The 16,928-nt window shown below is 35.6% G+C and carries 11 protein-coding genes and 1 pseudogene; 5 read left to right on the top strand and 7 right to left on the bottom strand.

Annotated elements, in window-relative coordinates; translation table 11 throughout:
* Positions 1-678: 678 nt before the first annotated feature.
* Both ACFINY_RS06045 and ACFINY_RS06040 read right to left on the bottom strand, forming a co-directional pair.
* Positions 679-930, bottom strand: coding sequence for a hypothetical protein (locus tag ACFINY_RS06045; RefSeq protein WP_375612024.1), 252 nt, complete (start codon positions 928-930; stop codon positions 679-681).
* 230 nt (positions 931-1,160) lie between these two features.
* Entirely contained in the window at positions 1,161-2,087 is a 927-nt protein-coding gene (locus ACFINY_RS06040) for a D-2-hydroxyacid dehydrogenase family protein (RefSeq protein WP_375612025.1), read from the bottom strand.
* 1,040 nt (positions 2,088-3,127) lie between these two features.
* Between ACFINY_RS06040 and ACFINY_RS06035 the strand changes: the two genes are divergently transcribed.
* From ACFINY_RS06035 to ilvC, 3 genes are all read left to right on the top strand, one after another.
* Positions 3,128-4,249: an ATP-dependent RecD-like DNA helicase gene (locus tag ACFINY_RS06035; protein WP_375612026.1), complete on the top strand. Its 1,122-nt coding sequence runs from the start codon at positions 3,128-3,130 to the stop codon at positions 4,247-4,249.
* A gap of 86 nt (positions 4,250-4,335) precedes the next feature.
* Positions 4,336-5,070, top strand: coding sequence for a pyridoxine 5'-phosphate synthase (locus ACFINY_RS06030; protein ID WP_375612027.1), 735 nt, complete (start codon positions 4,336-4,338; stop codon positions 5,068-5,070).
* Positions 5,071-6,137: 1,067 nt separating this feature from the next.
* On the top strand, positions 6,138-7,157 hold the full coding sequence (ilvC, locus tag ACFINY_RS06025; protein ID WP_375612028.1) for a ketol-acid reductoisomerase: 1,020 nt from the start codon (positions 6,138-6,140) through the stop codon (positions 7,155-7,157).
* A 115-nt stretch (positions 7,158-7,272) separates the two neighbouring features.
* Here ilvC and ACFINY_RS06020 read toward each other — a convergent pair whose 3' ends face one another.
* The 4 genes from ACFINY_RS06020 to ACFINY_RS06005 form a co-directional block, all read right to left on the bottom strand.
* The gene (locus ACFINY_RS06020) at positions 7,273-8,664 is read right to left on the bottom strand and encodes an amino acid permease (RefSeq protein WP_375612029.1); all 1,392 of its coding nucleotides are present in this window, start codon (positions 8,662-8,664) and stop codon (positions 7,273-7,275) included.
* Positions 8,665-9,668: 1,004 nt separating this feature from the next.
* On the bottom strand, positions 9,669-11,069 hold the full coding sequence (locus ACFINY_RS06015) for an amino acid permease (protein ID WP_375612030.1): 1,401 nt from the start codon (positions 11,067-11,069) through the stop codon (positions 9,669-9,671).
* 782 nt (positions 11,070-11,851) lie between these two features.
* Positions 11,852-12,331, bottom strand: coding sequence for a LysE family translocator (locus tag ACFINY_RS06010; protein WP_375612031.1), 480 nt, complete (start codon positions 12,329-12,331; stop codon positions 11,852-11,854).
* A gap of 150 nt (positions 12,332-12,481) precedes the next feature.
* The gene (locus tag ACFINY_RS06005) at positions 12,482-13,090 is read right to left on the bottom strand and encodes a fumarylacetoacetate hydrolase family protein (RefSeq protein WP_375612032.1); all 609 of its coding nucleotides are present in this window, start codon (positions 13,088-13,090) and stop codon (positions 12,482-12,484) included.
* Positions 13,091-13,946: 856 nt separating this feature from the next.
* On the opposite strand from ACFINY_RS06005, the gene ACFINY_RS06000 reads away from it, so the two are divergent.
* Positions 13,947-14,150 carry a hypothetical protein gene (locus ACFINY_RS06000; protein ID WP_375700929.1) on the top strand — a complete coding sequence of 68 codons (204 nt, stop codon included), beginning with the start codon at positions 13,947-13,949 and terminating at the stop codon, positions 14,148-14,150.
* Positions 14,151-14,155: 5 nt separating this feature from the next.
* On the top strand, positions 14,156-15,421 hold the full coding sequence (locus tag ACFINY_RS05995) for a hypothetical protein (protein ID WP_375700928.1): 1,266 nt from the start codon (positions 14,156-14,158) through the stop codon (positions 15,419-15,421).
* Between the two features lie 244 nt (positions 15,422-15,665).
* On the opposite strand, the pseudogene ACFINY_RS05990 reads toward ACFINY_RS05995, so the two are convergent.
* Positions 15,666-16,335: pseudogene (locus ACFINY_RS05990) on the bottom strand (phage antirepressor KilAC domain-containing protein).
* Positions 16,336-16,928 lie beyond the last annotated feature (593 nt).

Below are 16,928 nucleotides of genomic sequence, written 5' to 3'. Positions count from 1 at the left end.
CAAAATTAATATTAAAAATCCAAAAACGATTGCAATCATGCAAAACAAGACAGGAAAAAATCGTCCTTTTCTACAATGATCACTCCACGCTGCTAAAATAATTCTTCCTAAGGCACCAGAAGCCTGTGAAACAAAAAATAAATAAGCACTTTTATCTAGAGACAGGTGATAGATTCTATAAAAATAAATCGTTATAAAAATGGTTAAAACATATTAAATGATCACAAGTGAAACGTTTGAAAAAATATTATTCTTCATATGCGGCGCAGCCACATCGCAAGACGTGACCTTACATTTGCATAGAACGAAACTTTTGCCTTGCTTTCTGGAACGATAGTGATAACTTTTGCTGGTGAGTGATAAAAATAATAAAGATACATCCACCTAAAAAAGAAACTATGGTACCGACCAAAAACGCACCTTGTATGCCATAGACAAGGGCACTCGCAGGAATAACTATACCCAGCTAATGCCCTCTACCTAATGGTAGCCCCGCCTGCCTTATTCCCATTGCAAATCCGCGTTGCGATTGTGAAAACCATGAAGAAACGGATTTAGCACTACCGAGTTGAGCAGAATTATAAATCCCCCTACAATTAGCAAACAAACCAAAAGGGAAATATAGTTATCTGCGATTGCTTCCAACAAAAGAGCGACAGAAACGCCGATCGCGCCAACTCAAATAATATAGTGCTCGTTAAACTTGTCTAGTAATTCACCAGCTACAAGTAATCCAATAATAGGTAGGAACTGCGCTGCTGAAGATAGTAAACCTATCTGAGAATCACTAAGCGAGAAATCCTTCTTAAAAAATTCAGCTAAAGGACCAATCCCTTGAACAAAGAAGCAGGCTGATGCTTGAGCGATAGTGGCAACAAGCAATATAATACATCTATAATAATTCTTTTCTATAAATTTATTATTGCTCACTCCGCCCCCCTCCAATTAAATTGTATTCCAATGAAGTAGCCTTTTTAATAATGCTTGCAACAATAAATTAGGTATTTTATGCTGATTACATAAAAATCTGTCAATACAATTGGTATTAATATGAAAGCTAAGGAATATGCTTCATTTAAGGAAATAAGCTATTATGTGTCGTGCAAATTTGATACGCTAGCGATATAAGATAAATTTTACAAACATTGGCTCAGCCGGCATTAAGTGCTCTTTATAAAAGACGCTATATTTTGGCAAGCTTTTTCAATATAATTCTCAAAGCTTTCTTCAGTCACATAGCCCAGATGCGGTGTGCAAAGAACTCTATCTGATTGCAATAATTTGCTCTCATATACTGGCTCGCTGTCATAAACATCCAGTGCAAAGTAAATTGAATTTTCCAAACTTAGTATTTTTTCTATCGCCCCTTTTTCAACCAAAGCTGAACGCGCTGTGTTGACAAAAATAGCATGAGGTTTCATGCTCAATAGATCATCTAATTTTATGATTTCTCTGGTTTTATCGCTTAAACGTAAATGGACGGATATAACGTCAGGACGTGTAAAAAATTCATCTTTTGAATGCGTAAAATGATAACCTAAATTTTTTGCTTCTTGCGTTGAACGCTCGCTCCCATAAACCAAAATGGACATGCCAAAAGCTTGAGCATATTGAGCAACCATTTTACCAATACGGCCAAACCCGAATATTCCAAGAGTAGCCCCTTTCATTTGGTTGCCAAATGTTGTTTGCCATCGTCCTTTTTTCATATCAGATACAGATTTACAGAGTTTTCTACGCGCAGACATAATTAAGAGCCACGCAAATTCAGCAGCAGAAGTTGGATCTCCACCACCGTCTAATATTTCAATTCCTAAGTCTCTACAAGCTTCTATATCAATATGTGAACCTATAGGGCCTGTTTGGCAGATTAATTTTAAATTTGGCAGTTTCAGGAGAAGATTTCTATCAACTATAGTCCGCTCTCTGATTAAGATCAGAATATCTATCTCTTTGAGCCTATCTTCTAAATCATATTCTTTAGCTAAATTATTTATAACCAGCACTTCATGCGATTTCATTAATTTTGTAATAGACTGTAATGGTAGAGTGGCTTTTTGATAGTCATCTGGAATTAATATTTTCAATTTAAACCTTCCGTTTCATTCATCAATATTTGAGCTCATTATTTCATTTCTAAAACAACCAAAAAGCAATCTCATCGCTGATATTTTGATATAACACCAAGCCTATTAACAAATTATACCCCTTGATTTATTGTTATTTCTAGCAAATAAGAATAGCATTAATCAGTTAGTTTTTATAAACTTTAAAACATTGCGACAAAAAGAAAAAGTTTAACTCAGTCGATGGAGAATTGCGCTTTTCTCATATTCTAGAGGACGAACCTGAAGTGCTACGCTGGACTGAAGCCATGTCCCAGTTTTCTATAATAGACTACCAAGAAGGCCATACTTACGAACCATATTTTATTGTTGAAACAGAAAAAGCTACATATTTGTGCGAGATAAAGCGTGCTTCATATAAGTGTGATGTCTCTCTTTATTCGTTGAGATATCACTTATTTGTAGCATGAAGAGTAAATTTATTAAAATCATGATGAGAGGGAGATAGGAACTTTATAGGTGTATCATCATAGGATTAAGTCGTTTTGTTGAGAGCTATTTTTATTTCAGCTAAAAGGTTTTTGAGATATTTAATTATTATTTCGTAATAGTGGATGTACTTTATTTTTATGTGCAAGAAAGCTGATTGATTGTGTAAAATAGCGTTCAAAAATTACATTATTTTTATCCTGTTAAGGACATTTTTTCTAGTGAGGGTTTTGCAATTGCAATACTCTTTTTCTCATTCTAAATTTTGGTTAGAAAAAGCGTATATAGGTGTTATTTTAAATTTAAGATATGCATCTTCCATTGTTGGTGTTACTGTTGTAAAAAATGATGTTTTATTTGATACGCATAAGGTGTTACCAAGAAGATCGATGTATAGATAAAATTTAGATTGTTACAATATCTTGAAAAAACAATGGGTAAATAATTGATAATTGTGCTACGAAAGTTGTTAGATGGGCGTGTGTCAGCAATTCTTAATAAAAAAATTTTTCTTGATAGTTGGTTTTTTTCAAAATACTGCTCTTTTTATGCAAATCTTATGTTGGTAAGCTATGCAGTTTTCACGGGAACAGGATAATGCATTGAAGGCTGTTGCCGCGTGGTTGAAGGAAGGGCGTTCTCCTCTTTTTCGCCTTTTTGGCTATGCGGGGACGGGTAAGACGACGCTTGCGCGCTATTTTGCAGAGACAGTTGATGGTTCTGTTCAATTTGCTGCTTTTACAGGGAAGGCGGCGCAGGTTTTGCGTTCTAAAGGTGCAAGCAATGCTTGTACGATTCATTCGCTAATTTATTGTCCACGTGGTGAAGAGGAAGTTTCCGATGAAATAACAGGAAAAAAATCTATTGCTCCAACATTTACGTTAAATCGAAGAAGTGCTGCTGCACAAGCTAAACTCATTATTGTTGATGAGTGCTCGATGGTAGATGAAAAATTGGCCCGTGATTTAATGAGTTTTCGAACGCCAATTCTTGTTCTTGGTGATCCAGGTCAATTGCCTCCTATATCAGGTGGAGGCTTTTTTTCTAATGGAGAACCAGATTTTCTTCTTTCAGAAATTCATCGGCAAGCGCGAGATAATCCGATTATACGTCTTGCTATGGATGTACGTGAAGGACGCGATATTGCTTATGGTGACTATGGAGAAGCGCGCGTTGTGACACGTAAAGAGGTCAATCAACAATTGGTTTTGGATGCTGATCAGGTCTTGGTAGGGGTTAATCGTACACGCCACCTTTATAATCAGCGTTTGCGTGTGTTAAAGGGATTTACAGCAGATTATCCACAAGCGGGAGATAAGCTGGTGTGTTTGCGAAATGATCCGATTAAAGGTTTGTTGAATGGCTCCTTATGGAAGGTGATGACTTCACAGAAGGAGACCGTTAAACCAAGTATTAATCTTCTTGTGAAACCAGAAGAAAGTGAGCGTGGGGTAGCAAAGATTAAACTTTTAAAAGCAGCGTTTGAAAACCCTGATCAAGAAATTTCATGGCAATTAAAAAAGCGATATGATGATTTTGATTATGGGTATGCATTAACGGTTCATAAGGCGCAAGGTTCTCAATGGAATAATGTCGTTTTGTTTGATGAAAGTTTTGCATTTCGTGATATGTATGCGCGCTGGCTTTATACGGGAATTACCCGCGCAGCAGAACGTTTAACGATTGTTCGATAGAAAAAAGATGTGTATATCATCTAAGTTTCAGATGGAAAATGCCTTTTTTCTATCTTGTTACACACTATAAAAAAATGGAAATGGGCATGGCGGTAAAACTTTCGGTTAATCTTAATGCTGTTGCTGTTTTGCGTAATCGACGTAATCTTCCGTGGCCAAGTATAACGAATATTGGGCATATAGCGCTTGCTGCTGGAGCAGCAGGTTTGACGGTTCATCCGCGCCCTGATGAAAGGCATATTCGTTTTGCGGATTTACCAGATATATACTGTTTAATAAAGAACACTTTTCCTACTGCTGAGTTTAATATTGAAGGTTATCCCAGTGATCAATTTTTGGATATCGCTAAAAACTATGCGGATCAGATTACCCTTGTTCCTGATGATCCAGATCAGTCAACGTCTGATCATGGTTGGAATTTTTCTCATGATGCAGAATTTTTAGCACCTATTATTCAGAATTTAAAAAACAGAAAGATTCGTGTATCCCTTTTTGCTAATCCTACTGTCGATGGTCTTGATATTGCTAAAGCAATGGGCGCTGATCGTGTGGAATTTTACACGGGACCTTACGGTGGTGCATTTCAGGATAAAACAAAACAAGATCAAGAGCTCAATAAACTTGTTTTAGCAGCAAGAAGAGCAAAAGAATTGCAGTTAGGTATAAACGCAGGGCATGATCTGACACTTATGAATCTTCCTGCTCTTGTCAAAAATATTCCTTGGCTTGATGAAGTTTCTATTGGCCATGGGCTCATTGCTGATGCATTAGAGTATGGAATACATGAGACTGTTCAGCGTTTTATCCGGTTATTATCGTAATCTTTTTCTCTCTATAAAAATTGGAAAAGAAATTTTTATAGAGGTTTGCCAATTTATCTTAAAAAACAATTTTATATATGTTGATATAAATAGCACTATTATCGTGCATTATAAATATTTTATTGTTCCTCTATTTATTGGTTGCTTTCTATCTTTTGTTTTTGAGTGCATGCGATGTTTTTTATTTGTACTATCCATTATGAGGAAGTTTTAAAATCTTCTTATTATAATTTCTTTGAATGGAGAAGAAGTAGGGTTTTGAAAGTATTTCCCTTATAAAAGGAGTGCGTAGGATTTTAATGGATTAATACACAAATTTTCTTGATATTTGAGCTCATTTTTGGGTTATCTGTAAATAGTATAACGTAAAATCTCCTTATGAATAAGCTTAATGCAATAGGAGCTGTTAAATAGAATGATGATATCGACTTGTAGCTTTATGAAGTAAAGAGAGTGATGTGCAATAAATCTTACACTATTATAGGGAATTCTTGAAAAGGGCTTGAGCATATTAAAATTTTTTTATAAGGCGCCATAAATGGATAACATAATAGCCGTATGGGGGCTTCTTCGTGTGAGAGGCGTGGATATTAAAAGAACGTAAAAAGTAAAAACATCCTCTCTATTATTCTAAAGATATTGTTGTATATGCTTTTGAAGGTTGTATTAAAACAATACTTGTTATTTTGTAATTTTTCTTGCTATCCGTATTGATTTGGTTCATGTTAAAGATTGTATGTTGTATCTTAATTTTTAGAATATAGCGTTGTTGCACGATAAAAGAGTAGAATATTAGCTAAATTTTCTTTAGAAATCTTATTTTGTGTAATTATTGTTTTTGTAGAATAGCAGTTGAAGTTTATTTGGGGATCCGTATATGTTTTAGGAATGTTTGGGGACTACAGTTTTTTCTATGCAATATGTAAACTTTAAAATTATTCAATTGCTGTGTTCTTATAAGCGGTTTTTTTTTGTCTTTATAAGTGTGTGATGCACTGTAGATAATGTTTCTTATTGAATAAAAATAATTTGAAATCCAGTTTAAATAGAGAAAGAAGGAATTTTTTATGCGTGTTTATTATGATCGTGATGCGGATGTTAATCTCATTAAAGGGAAAAAAGTAGCCATTGTTGGTTATGGTTCTCAAGGGCGTGCGCACGCTTTAAACTTGAAAGATTCTGGTGTTAAAAATGTGCAAATAGCTTTGCGTTCAGGGTCGGAAACAGTTAAAAAAGCCATGGCTGATGGTTTTGAAGTGGTGAGTGTTGCTGAAGCAGCAAAATGGGCAGATCTCATCATGATGGCAACACCAGATGAATTGCAAGCTGATATTTATAAGGAACATATTCATGATCATTTACACGATGGGGCAGCGATTGCTTTTGCGCATGGTTTGAGCATTCATTTTGGCTTGATTGAACCTAAAAAAAACGTTGATATTGTGATGATTGCTCCTAAAGGTCCAGGGCATACAGTTCGTCATGAATACCAACGGGGTTGTGGTGTTCCTTGCTTAATAGCGGTGGCGCAAGATGCTTCAGGGCATGCACATAATGTAGCATTATCTTATGCATGTGGACTTGGTGGTGGACGTGCTGGGGTGATTGAAACAACATTTAAAGAAGAGTGCGAAACTGATCTTTTTGGTGAACAAGCGGTTCTTTGTGGTGGTCTTGTTGAATTGATTCGAGCAGGTTATGAAACATTAACACAAGCAGGTTATGCGCCGGAAATGGCTTATTTTGAGTGTTTGCATGAGGTTAAACTGATTGTTGATCTCATGTATGAAGGGGGCATTGCAAATATGAATTATTCGATTTCTAATACAGCTGAATGGGGTGAATATATGTCTGGTCCACGTGTGATTACGGATGAAACCAGAGCAGAAATGAAACGTATATTGAAAGATATTCAAACGGGTAAATTTACATCGAATTGGATTCAAGAATATAAAGCTGGTGCTGCTCATTTTAAAAGTATGCGGCGTTTAAATGATAATCATCCTATTGAAGAAGTTGGTAAAAAACTTCGTTCTATGATGCCTTGGATAAAATCGAATGCTTTGGTTGATAAAGAGCGTAATTGAAGATTCTACAGAGATATTTTGTCAATAGCTTTTATAATTTTATAGATAAATATCAAAAAAAGGGTAACTTTAGTTACCCTTTTTTATATGTTTTTGGAAACATAAGCTTTATTTTTTAATTTTTTGCATAATTCTTTTTCCCAAAAAGAAAGTATACAATTCCTAAAAATATGAACCATGCTGGAGTGTATTTTAAAGCTATGGCAGTGTCAGCTTCTAATGACAATAAATAGATAATGAATGCAAAGAAAACAAGAAGCGCCCAACACATAACAACACCTCCTGGCATTTTATAAGGAGAGACAGTATGCTGGAGAGGACGATTGCGGCGATAGACGATATAGCTGATCAAAATGATAGACCATACAAATATAAACAAAGTTGCGGCAATTGTCGTAACAATTGTAAAAGCAGCTATGAGTGTTTGAGATAACGATACAACGGCATAACCAAATAAGATGCATATACATGAAAAGAATAATGCGTTGGCTGGAACGTGGTTACGAGAAAGTTTTCCTAAAAATTTAGGAGCACCTTTTTGTGTTGCTAGCCCATATATCATACGGCTGGTAGAAAAAATTCCACTATTTGCTGAAGATGCGGCAGCTGTGAGGACAACAAAGTTCATCAAACCTGCAGCAGTTGGGATACCAATAAGTGCATACATTGTTACAAATGGGCTTTTTTCTGGACTGATTTGATCCCACGGCGTCACAGACATAATCACAAGAAGAGAGAATATATAAAAGAATACAATGCGGATTGGTATTGAATTAACAGCCTGTGGTAAAGCTTTTTGAGGCTCTTTTACTTCAGCAGCAGCTGTTCCAGCGAGTTCAATGCCAACAAAAGCAAAAATAACAATTTGAAATCCAGCAAAAAAGCCTGTAATTCCTCGCGGAAAAATATTCCCACCGTTCCATATATGGCTAAGAGAAGCAACCGTACCGTTTGGAGAGACAAAACCGGTAAAGATCATATAAAATCCTACAACGATTAGGACTAGAATTGCTACGATTTTGATAAAACCAAACCAAAACTCAAGTTCGCCAAATAGTTTTACGGCGACGAGGTTAAGAATTAAAAAGGACATAAGACCAATTATAACAGGAATCCACGGATTGAGCTCAGGCCACCAAAAGTGTGTATAAGTGACAATAGCAATAATTTCAGCAGTTCCAGTGACAATCCAACACAACCAATATGTCCAGCCGATAAAGAATCCGGCACATGGCCCTAGAAGATCGGTTGAGAAGTCAATAAAAGATCGGTATTGTGTATTAGAAAGCAATAACTCTCCCATAGCACGCATGACAAAGTATAGAGCACAACCAATAATTGCATAAACGAGTAGAATTGAGGGGCCTGCTACACTGATTGTTTTTCCTGATCCCATGAAGAGACCTGTTCCAATCGCTCCACCAAGGGCTATAAGTTGTATGTGTCGGTTATGTAGTCCACGTTGCAATTTCTTCTTAGGTTTTTTTTCTAAATTTTGTTTGTTCATTTTTGGGGAGTTCTCCTTAGTTATTTTTAAATAAAAATTACCCTAAAAAAGGTAATTCCTTCTATCGGAACACGCTATGGTTAAGGAGTAAAGGAATTTTTTTCTATGACTATATGTGAATAAAGCAAAAACATTATTAATTAATGGAATAATTATTTTATATATAAGAAAAAAAAGATAAATTGTATTATATTTTTTTGATTTTTTATGTTTTATACATAATTAATATATATAATATAATTTATATTATATATTATTATATGTATATAAATAATAATTTATATTTTATGTATATTTATTTATAGTAAATTTTTATATAAATATATTTATATTTAAAATTATTTATTTATAGATATTGTTATCTATATAAAAATATAAATAAAATTGTAAATTTATTAAATATAAAACTTTGTATATAAATAAAATAAGTTTAAATAGTTAAACTATTATTTAAAATATTAAAAAATATATTTAAAATTTACATTTAAGTATTAATATTTAAAATTTATTACAAATAGAAAAATATTTTCATAGAATCTTTTTTTATTGCAGATAGCTATTAAGATATATTCTGTTTAGAGCTATATTTTTAATTTTGATAAAAAATTGAATATAAATTTTTTGGGGGGAAAGTTTTAGATAAATCTCATGTTTTATTAGTAAACAATGTCAGTGAAGTTTATAGAGAATTTTTTACAGAATAGCTCGTTTCTTATCCTATTGTGCAGTAAAATACTGTTGTGTAGAGTAGTGATATAAAGCATATAACGTTTTACGCATTAAGTATTTTTAGAATGGGTGGTGAGTGTTCAGGGCAGGGCTAGCCCATAGAGCCTTATGTAGGTGAACCATATAAATGATCAGCAGCATTCCCCCTTAATAAGCCGGTTTGTTTACAAACCGGTGCCGGTAGGAGTCGTCGTTTTTTGATGTTTGGGGAGGAGGTTAAGTAGAAAAAGGGTAACTAAAATTACCCTTTTTTGAGATGTTTTTATGTATAGACTTTATTTGTTACCTTGAGTTATTTTTTTCTTTACAAACATAAAATACATTATACCTAAGAAAACAAACCAGAATATACTATATTTTAAGGCTAGTAGAGTATCAGCTTCTAATGTCAACAAATAGAGCATGAAAACAAAGAAAACTAAAATTATCCCACACATGATAACACCTCCTGGCATTTTATAAATGGATTCAGCGTGTAGATGAGGGCGATTGCGACGATACACAATATAGCTAATCAAAATTACAGACCATACGAATAAAAATGCAATAGCTGAAATGCTTGTCACAATTGTAAAAGCACTTATGAGGCTTGGAGAGAGTGAGGCAATTGTATACCCTATTAAAATACATAAACAGGAAAAGAATAGAGCATTGGCTGGAACATGGTATCTGGAAAGTTTACCTAAAATTGGAGGGGCACCTTTTTGTGTTGCAAGTCCATATATCATACGGCTGGTAGAAAAAATACCACTATTTGCTGAAGAGGCAGCTGAGGTAATAACGACAAAGTTTACCAAGCCAGCAGCTATCGGAATGCCTGCAAGCCAAAACATCGAGACAAAGGGGCTTTTATCTGGAACAATTTGATCCCAAGGTGTGACAGACATAATTACAGCGAGAGAAAAAATGTAAAAGAGTACAATACGGACCGGTATTGCATTAATTGCTTTGGGGAGCACTTTTTTAGGTTCTTTTACTTCAGCAGCGGTTGTTCCAGCAATTTCTATACCAACAAAAGAAAAAATAGCAATTTGAAATCCAGCAAAAAAACCTGTCATTCCTCGCGGAAAGATATTTCCATCGTTCCATACGTGATTGAGAGAAGCAACCGTACCATTGGGAGAGGTAAAGCCCGTAACGATCATATAAAATCCCACAACAATTAATGCTAAAATTGCGACGACTTTGATAAGACCAAACCAGAATTCAAGTTCACCGAATAGTTTTACGGCAAAGAGGTTAAAGATTAAAAAGACACTAATGCAGGTAAAAACGGTAAACCATGGATTGAGTGTTGGCCACCAAAAGTTCATATAAGTGATGATGGCAATAATGTCAGCAGCTCCAGTTACAACCCAGCTCAACCAATAGCTCCAGCCAACAAAGAAAGCGATTCCCGGTCCTAGCATATCGGTTGAAAAATCAATAAGAGATCGGTATTGTGAATTAGAAAGCAACAATTCTCCCATAGCACGCATGACAAAGTATAGAGCAAAACCGATAATAGCATAAACGAGTATGATGGAAGGACCTGCTACACTAATTGTTTTTCCTGCCCCCATGAAGAGACCTGTTCCAATAGCACCACCAATGGCTATAAGTTGTACATGTCGGTTGTGTAGTCCACGCTGTAACTTATTCTGAGAATTATCTTTTAAATTTTGTTTGTAGCTCATTTTTTGGGGGTTCCCTTTAATTATTTTGAGATTAAATTACACTAAAAAAGCATTATTTTGTATCGAAGCATGATATAAATGAGGTGTAAAGGAAAAAAACGTTTTTTATGATTTTGTGTGGATAAAGAAAAGAATATGTTTTAGGAATATGGTTTTGAAAAAAGAGAATGTTTTCCTCTTAAATAACGTAACAGATATTTGAATGGGGAGCTTTTTATTGTTATGAATAACAAATTAATTGTTCATTAAAAGACGTGGGGCTTTTAAAATTATTTCAGAAAGTTGTCAGGAGTTTTTATAATTTTTTGAAACTTATTATTTGTAATCAGTGCATTATTTATTATTATTCATAATGGTGAGAGTTTACTTTTTGCTCAAATAGCACTCGAGAGTTCTCATCTTAGTTTAAGAAACAATTTTTAATGGAAAATTAAAATGATTTTTAAATCATTTTTTTGTTTGTATGGTGCTATCATAAATCAAAAAGTTACTTTTGTTTCATAAGCGAAAAGAGGAATATCATAGCTTATTTTTTTTAAAGTGATGAATAAGGATTTTGTTTAGATATTGGTAACATTTTATAAAATATTGCGAGAAACTCACATTGTTTACACAAACGTCCTTGAGAGTATGATAAAGAAATGCAACGTAATTCAGTTATATAAAGAAAAAAAGAACTGGGGATTGTATAAGCTCTGTTAGAGATTGAGCTATTCATAGTGAGAGACAGAATCAGGAAAAGATTGCTCTATTAACTTTACAATTTGTTATCAAAGATAAAACTATCCAAAGAAAATGAAAAAAGAAAACAGAGATAAAACTGTTCCTGTCGCAATGTTAATCGAGCCTTTTACCCGCTGCTTTTTTAAGGCGGTACTGGCAAATGATATAAAAATGGTCATTAAAGTAAACCATGCAAAGATGTTGAAAGAATGTATTGTGACAAGTTCAAAACCTTTTTTAATGCTACCTCCAGAAGCTAAGAATTTTGGAAAAGCTGCTATATAAAATATAGATACTTTGGGGTTTAGTATTTGTGTCAGAAAACCGTCCATATAGCTGGTTAAAAGCTTTGTTTCACTCGTAGCATGCTTTTCATTCGTTGAACTTCTTTCTTTTGAATTTAAGCTGTGTATTCCAGATTTAATTGATTTAAAGCCCATGTATAATAAATAGCTGCCACCCATGAGTTTTACTAAAAAAAACAGCGTTTTGTTGTTGAGAATGAGCGCTGATACACCTAGGTGTGGAAAATGCCCCATGCACATATGTTGCTGTACACAATCCTAAAACGTTTACAAATGCGTTCTTTCTTCCCAATCTCGTTGCATTATCGATGATAAGGGCCATATTCGGCTCCGGTGAGATGACTAAAAAAAATGAAACAATGAAAAAGGTCAGTATTTGATGATTCATTTTACTTTTAGCTCTGAAATTAATTGATTTTCGAGATACAATTCTATTCTGTCAAACTGAGAAAGTTTTCCTACACCCTGTGGAGTGCCTGTGTATATGAGATCACCACGTCTTAGCTGAATGTAGTGACTTAAAAATGAGATTATCTTCTCAAAGTTAAAGATCATATTTTTCGTATTGCCAACTTGTCTTGTTTCGCCATTTAACTTCATTGCAAAGGTTATTGGGTTGTTTATTTTTTCCTTGTTTATGAAGTCAGAGACGTATGCGGCGCCTTTAAATCCTTTCGATAAAAGCCAAGGAAGCTTTTTTTCTTTCAGTTTTGTTTGCAAATCCCGCGCTGTGAGATCAAGACCTATTGCTACGGCATCATAGCATTCTTCTGCTTCTTCCTCCATGATCATGAAAGCGTCCTTTGAGATTTTGAGCACAATTTCAGTTTCAAAATGTATTTCTTTGGAAAAATTAGGGAGATAAATTTCATTGCCTAAAACGAGTGAACTTTTTGGCTTGCTAAAGATAACAGGTTCATCTTCAACAACATTACCTAGTTCATGAACATGTTCAACATAATTGTATCCAACACAGTAGATGTCATTTATCATAGGGCGCCCTCCAAATTTTTCATTTTCTCTTTGTATAGGCAAGAGAGAACTTTGCAAACAACATTTTTTCTTATATCGCGTTGTGCGGTTTCTGAAAAAGAAGCATTATGTGGGTTGATGACTAACCATGATGACAGTTCTTCGCATTATCCTCTTTTGAAGAGTGCCCAATCTTATAGTCTTTGAGATTATTTTAATTTTGATTGCCAATTTCTTGAAATTACTTTATTACTTAAAGAGTGATTTTGCTCGTCTACGCAGCGATCAGTAGGGGTTGAAAGCCCTAAAGTTCGATCATAAATGAGCCCACTCTGTGGGTGTCTCGGAATTATGGGATATTTTTCTATGTCTAGGTGCTATGAGCACTAAAAGTAAAAATCTGGTTCGTATTCAATACTTTCAGGCTCTCGGAATACTAATGCGAGGGTGCTCGCACCCAGCGGGGGACTTGAAAGTGAAAAGCAAAAAGCCACATTTTAACGACATTTCTATAGGCAAAAAATCGCTTTCAAAAAAAATGCTGGGAATGTCGTAAAAGCAATTAGGGCACCAATTAGGGATAACTTTTCAACAAATCCAAAAGTATGAGAAAGTCTGTGATGGTTAAAAAGAAGCAGACCGTGGCAAACTTATTATGGCATTTGGAACGGAGAAGATTTTTACCAGCTTTAAGATAGCACAACAAATAGCCGGAACTGGAGAGCGTGTTTTGTTTCTCGTGCCTTTTCTGGCTTTGATGTCATAAACGATAAGAGAATGGACACGCTATACAGAAGTACTGTTTCATTCCTTTGTGGTGTATTCTGATACATAAGTTGGCAAGCGTCGTAAAACAAAGATGCTGTTGTCGAACTTGATGTCTCAGATCTTGGCTCTATCAGCTACCAACGGATGTTCAAAAGCTTTGAAAAAAACAAATAAAGTCTTAGCGAATGCAATGACCGTGGTGTTTGCTACTTACCAATTAATCCAAGTGATTGCGGATGCGCAAGAGAAATACGGTTTATCAGAATTTGATCTGATCATTTATGAAGCAGCACAGGCTAAGGCAGTAAGGTAGAACCTTTGGTTGTAGAAGCCAAGGAAGTAGCTGAGACTGCGAAGATAACAGCGGAAGAAGCGATGAATGTTGCGGAGCAAGCAAAAGAAGAGGCTGATACGACGAAGCAAGGGCTTGGAGAGGTCAAGAGTTCATTAGACACGGTGACAGCAACGACAAATTCTGCGAATACAGCCGCCTCTGAGGCAAAAGTGTTAGCGGAAGAAGCGAAGAGTGCATTGACAGAAGTTCAAGAGAAGGCACAGAGGAACAGTGACAGTCTTTCTGAACTTCAAAGTAAGGTAGGTTCTCTTTCCACTAATTTTTTAGAGAATGTGCGTTTTCATCAACCTGACAGAATTCTGGAAGCCGATCCGAAAAATAGAAAAGGTCTTGTGATCAATGACGGGGCATGTTTTCGCTTTTATCATGGTGAAGAGAATGGGGGTAGGTACCTCTTTTACCGCATTCCAGGGCGTGGAAGGATGACTTTTGACGAAGATCTTGAAGCAGGAAAGGATTATTATATATATCTCATCTTAAAAGATCAGACGAATGAGCTATCCTTTGAAATTTCGCAAAATCCGACGGCTCCTGATGGCTATACAAAGGATAATTCTGAAAAGATCGGTGGATTTCATACGCTATGTGCGGATGTTGGTGAGATTGAAGGTCATCTCTTATCGGGTTATCAAGCGGGGGATGTTTTGCCCAATTCTGTTTGGTGTTTAAATCACCGCCCACGTAGTAGTCCAGAAGGGATGGTTTACAATCCGTGGCATAATATTTGGGTTGATATTTATCTTCAATCAGGGACAGGTGTAAATGCAAAGTCTGCCTATGGTGTTCCGATTACAACCAATCGTAGCTATGCGGATCATGCCTTTGATTTTTGGTCTGTTAATAAGAGATTTTTGACGAGTGATGAGTTTTCGCCATGCATGTATGGAAGTAATCAAGCAACCAGTATTGTCGGCAATCAAGCGCCTTCTCCTAAGACGTCTGGAGGACACGTTGATACAAACAATAGACGGATGATTTCGCATATCGGTTGTGAGGATGGTTGCGGTTATGTTTGGCAATATTTGTCTGGTTGTTATCCAGTGACTAAATGGCATACAGGGGAGCAAGGAAGCAGTTTACGTGTAGACATAAATGGTATGTTGGGAGGAGGCGATTGGACTGGTGGCTCTAACAATGATCATCTTGTACGGAATTTTGCGCATTCTCGTTATGTAGAAGATGAAAAAATAGGCGCCCGTGGATGTAGCGAGCCACTTTATTATAATTAACGCGAGATTGATTAGAACATCATTTTATCCAGTCCCCACTGATGTGGGGCTTTTTTATGGAGCGTCAGATGAGAAAGATATCGAAAGAAGGATTGGCACTTCATCTTGAAGTTTTAAAATCAAAGCTTTTTCTACTAAACTCATGATGTCAACCAGAGCAGTACAATCTTATCACTCATATTTTCATGTCTAGAAAATTGAGATAATGCCATCCATAAATCGCATAAGAAGTTAGAATCTACCTTCATTGCACGCCTCCGTGGACTTGTTCTCTCAAACATGCTGCCCATCCTTTAAGTGTGATTTTTGTTGAAGGCAGCACCTTTTCTGTTCCATCCGGTTTTTGAATGGTGATGGCAGAACAGTCCATGAATCCTTTGTTGATTTTATCCTGATTAAGGTAACAATGGACCACTTGGAGCACGTCGATACACCCAATCATTTTTACGCAAGTAATCTATTAAATCCTTTGGTCTTATCTCCAACATCTTCGCGGCTTCAATCAAACCAAACAAACCATCAGAGCGTTTTAAGCCTTCTAAAGCTTTTGCTTTTGGTGCTAATTCTGAAATAACATGGTCTTTCTGCTCAATTTGATTTTGTAGATGATTTAAGGCGCCAAGTAATATTTCGGGTTTGGAGTAATCAATTTATGGAATAGCTACTTGTCTTTCCAACGGTTAATTATCTTTGCTCGTAAGGCAGTGCTGTAACTAGAAACAAGAATTAAGCATTCACGCTTTGGCGGGTTATAACAAGGGCGGCTTTCACCTTATGTTATCAAGGTAGTGCCCACCAAAATCAACCTTCTCAAATTTGAGGGCGTTAAGTTCTTCAAGCGTTTTCTTGATGTCACGCATAATATTGTCATGCCTTTTGCCACATAATTCAGTAATTTTAATAATGGTATTCATAAAGAATTCTTAGATGTTAGACGTTCCTTAATGACATTCTAAAAGAGTGCTGGTCGCTAAGAAACACGGCATCTAGTCCGTCGTTATGCCTTTCCCCGAAGGGGGGGATATGGCATAGCCACACCTGACAAAGCTATTATATGCATGTAGCATAGAATGAGTTAAAGCTTTTAAATTGCGGAAAACGATTGTATCGGCAATCCATCCGCTTATGGTTTTAAGGTGTTTTCAGGCACCTGATTCGAAGATACCTATTACTGTAGAATTGTCAAGTAATAAAAATTACTTTTTGCTAAGAAAACGTTTCACATACTGTACAGTGTACATATTGAAATTGTTATCTATCAATGAGTTAAGTGTACAATGTACAGTTGATTTGAAAATTCTGTCGCTAGCGATAGTTCGCGCTGTCCTGCCCCGCAAAGAAGCCAACCCGCTGGGAAGTACCTTTTGAATTGATTTTATTGATTTTTTATGAAAAAAACAAAGCATAAGTGATAATCTGTTTTTAAAATCGCAATAAGAATATGTAATGCCTAAACTCATAAGGATATGGAATATATAGATAAAGCTTGAGAACATGATCTAGCCTT

This window comes from Bartonella sp. AA23NXGY (assembly GCF_042197165.1).
GTDB lineage: Bacteria > Pseudomonadota > Alphaproteobacteria > Rhizobiales > Rhizobiaceae > Bartonella.
This window is presented reverse-complemented; position numbering and strand designations above follow the sequence as displayed.

Excerpts from the sequence above, each read along its gene's own strand:
- ACFINY_RS06035 (WP_375612026.1), top strand. The coding sequence starts at position 3,128 with ATGCAGTTTTCACGGGAACAGGATAATGCATTGAAGGCTGTTGCCGCG.
- ACFINY_RS06030 (WP_375612027.1), top strand. The coding sequence starts at position 4,336 with ATGGCGGTAAAACTTTCGGTTAATCTTAATGCTGTTGCTGTTTTGCGT.
- ilvC (WP_375612028.1), top strand. The coding sequence starts at position 6,138 with ATGCGTGTTTATTATGATCGTGATGCGGATGTTAATCTCATTAAAGGG.
- ACFINY_RS06020 (WP_375612029.1), bottom strand. The coding sequence starts at position 8,664 with ATGAACAAACAAAATTTAGAAAAAAAACCTAAGAAGAAATTGCAACGT.
- ACFINY_RS06015 (WP_375612030.1), bottom strand. The coding sequence starts at position 11,069 with ATGAGCTACAAACAAAATTTAAAAGATAATTCTCAGAATAAGTTACAG.
- ACFINY_RS06010 (WP_375612031.1), bottom strand. The coding sequence starts at position 12,331 with ATGGGGCATTTTCCACACCTAGGTGTATCAGCGCTCATTCTCAACAAC.
- ACFINY_RS06005 (WP_375612032.1), bottom strand. The coding sequence starts at position 13,090 with ATGATAAATGACATCTACTGTGTTGGATACAATTATGTTGAACATGTT.
- ACFINY_RS06000 (WP_375700929.1), top strand. The coding sequence starts at position 13,947 with ATGTCTCAGATCTTGGCTCTATCAGCTACCAACGGATGTTCAAAAGCT.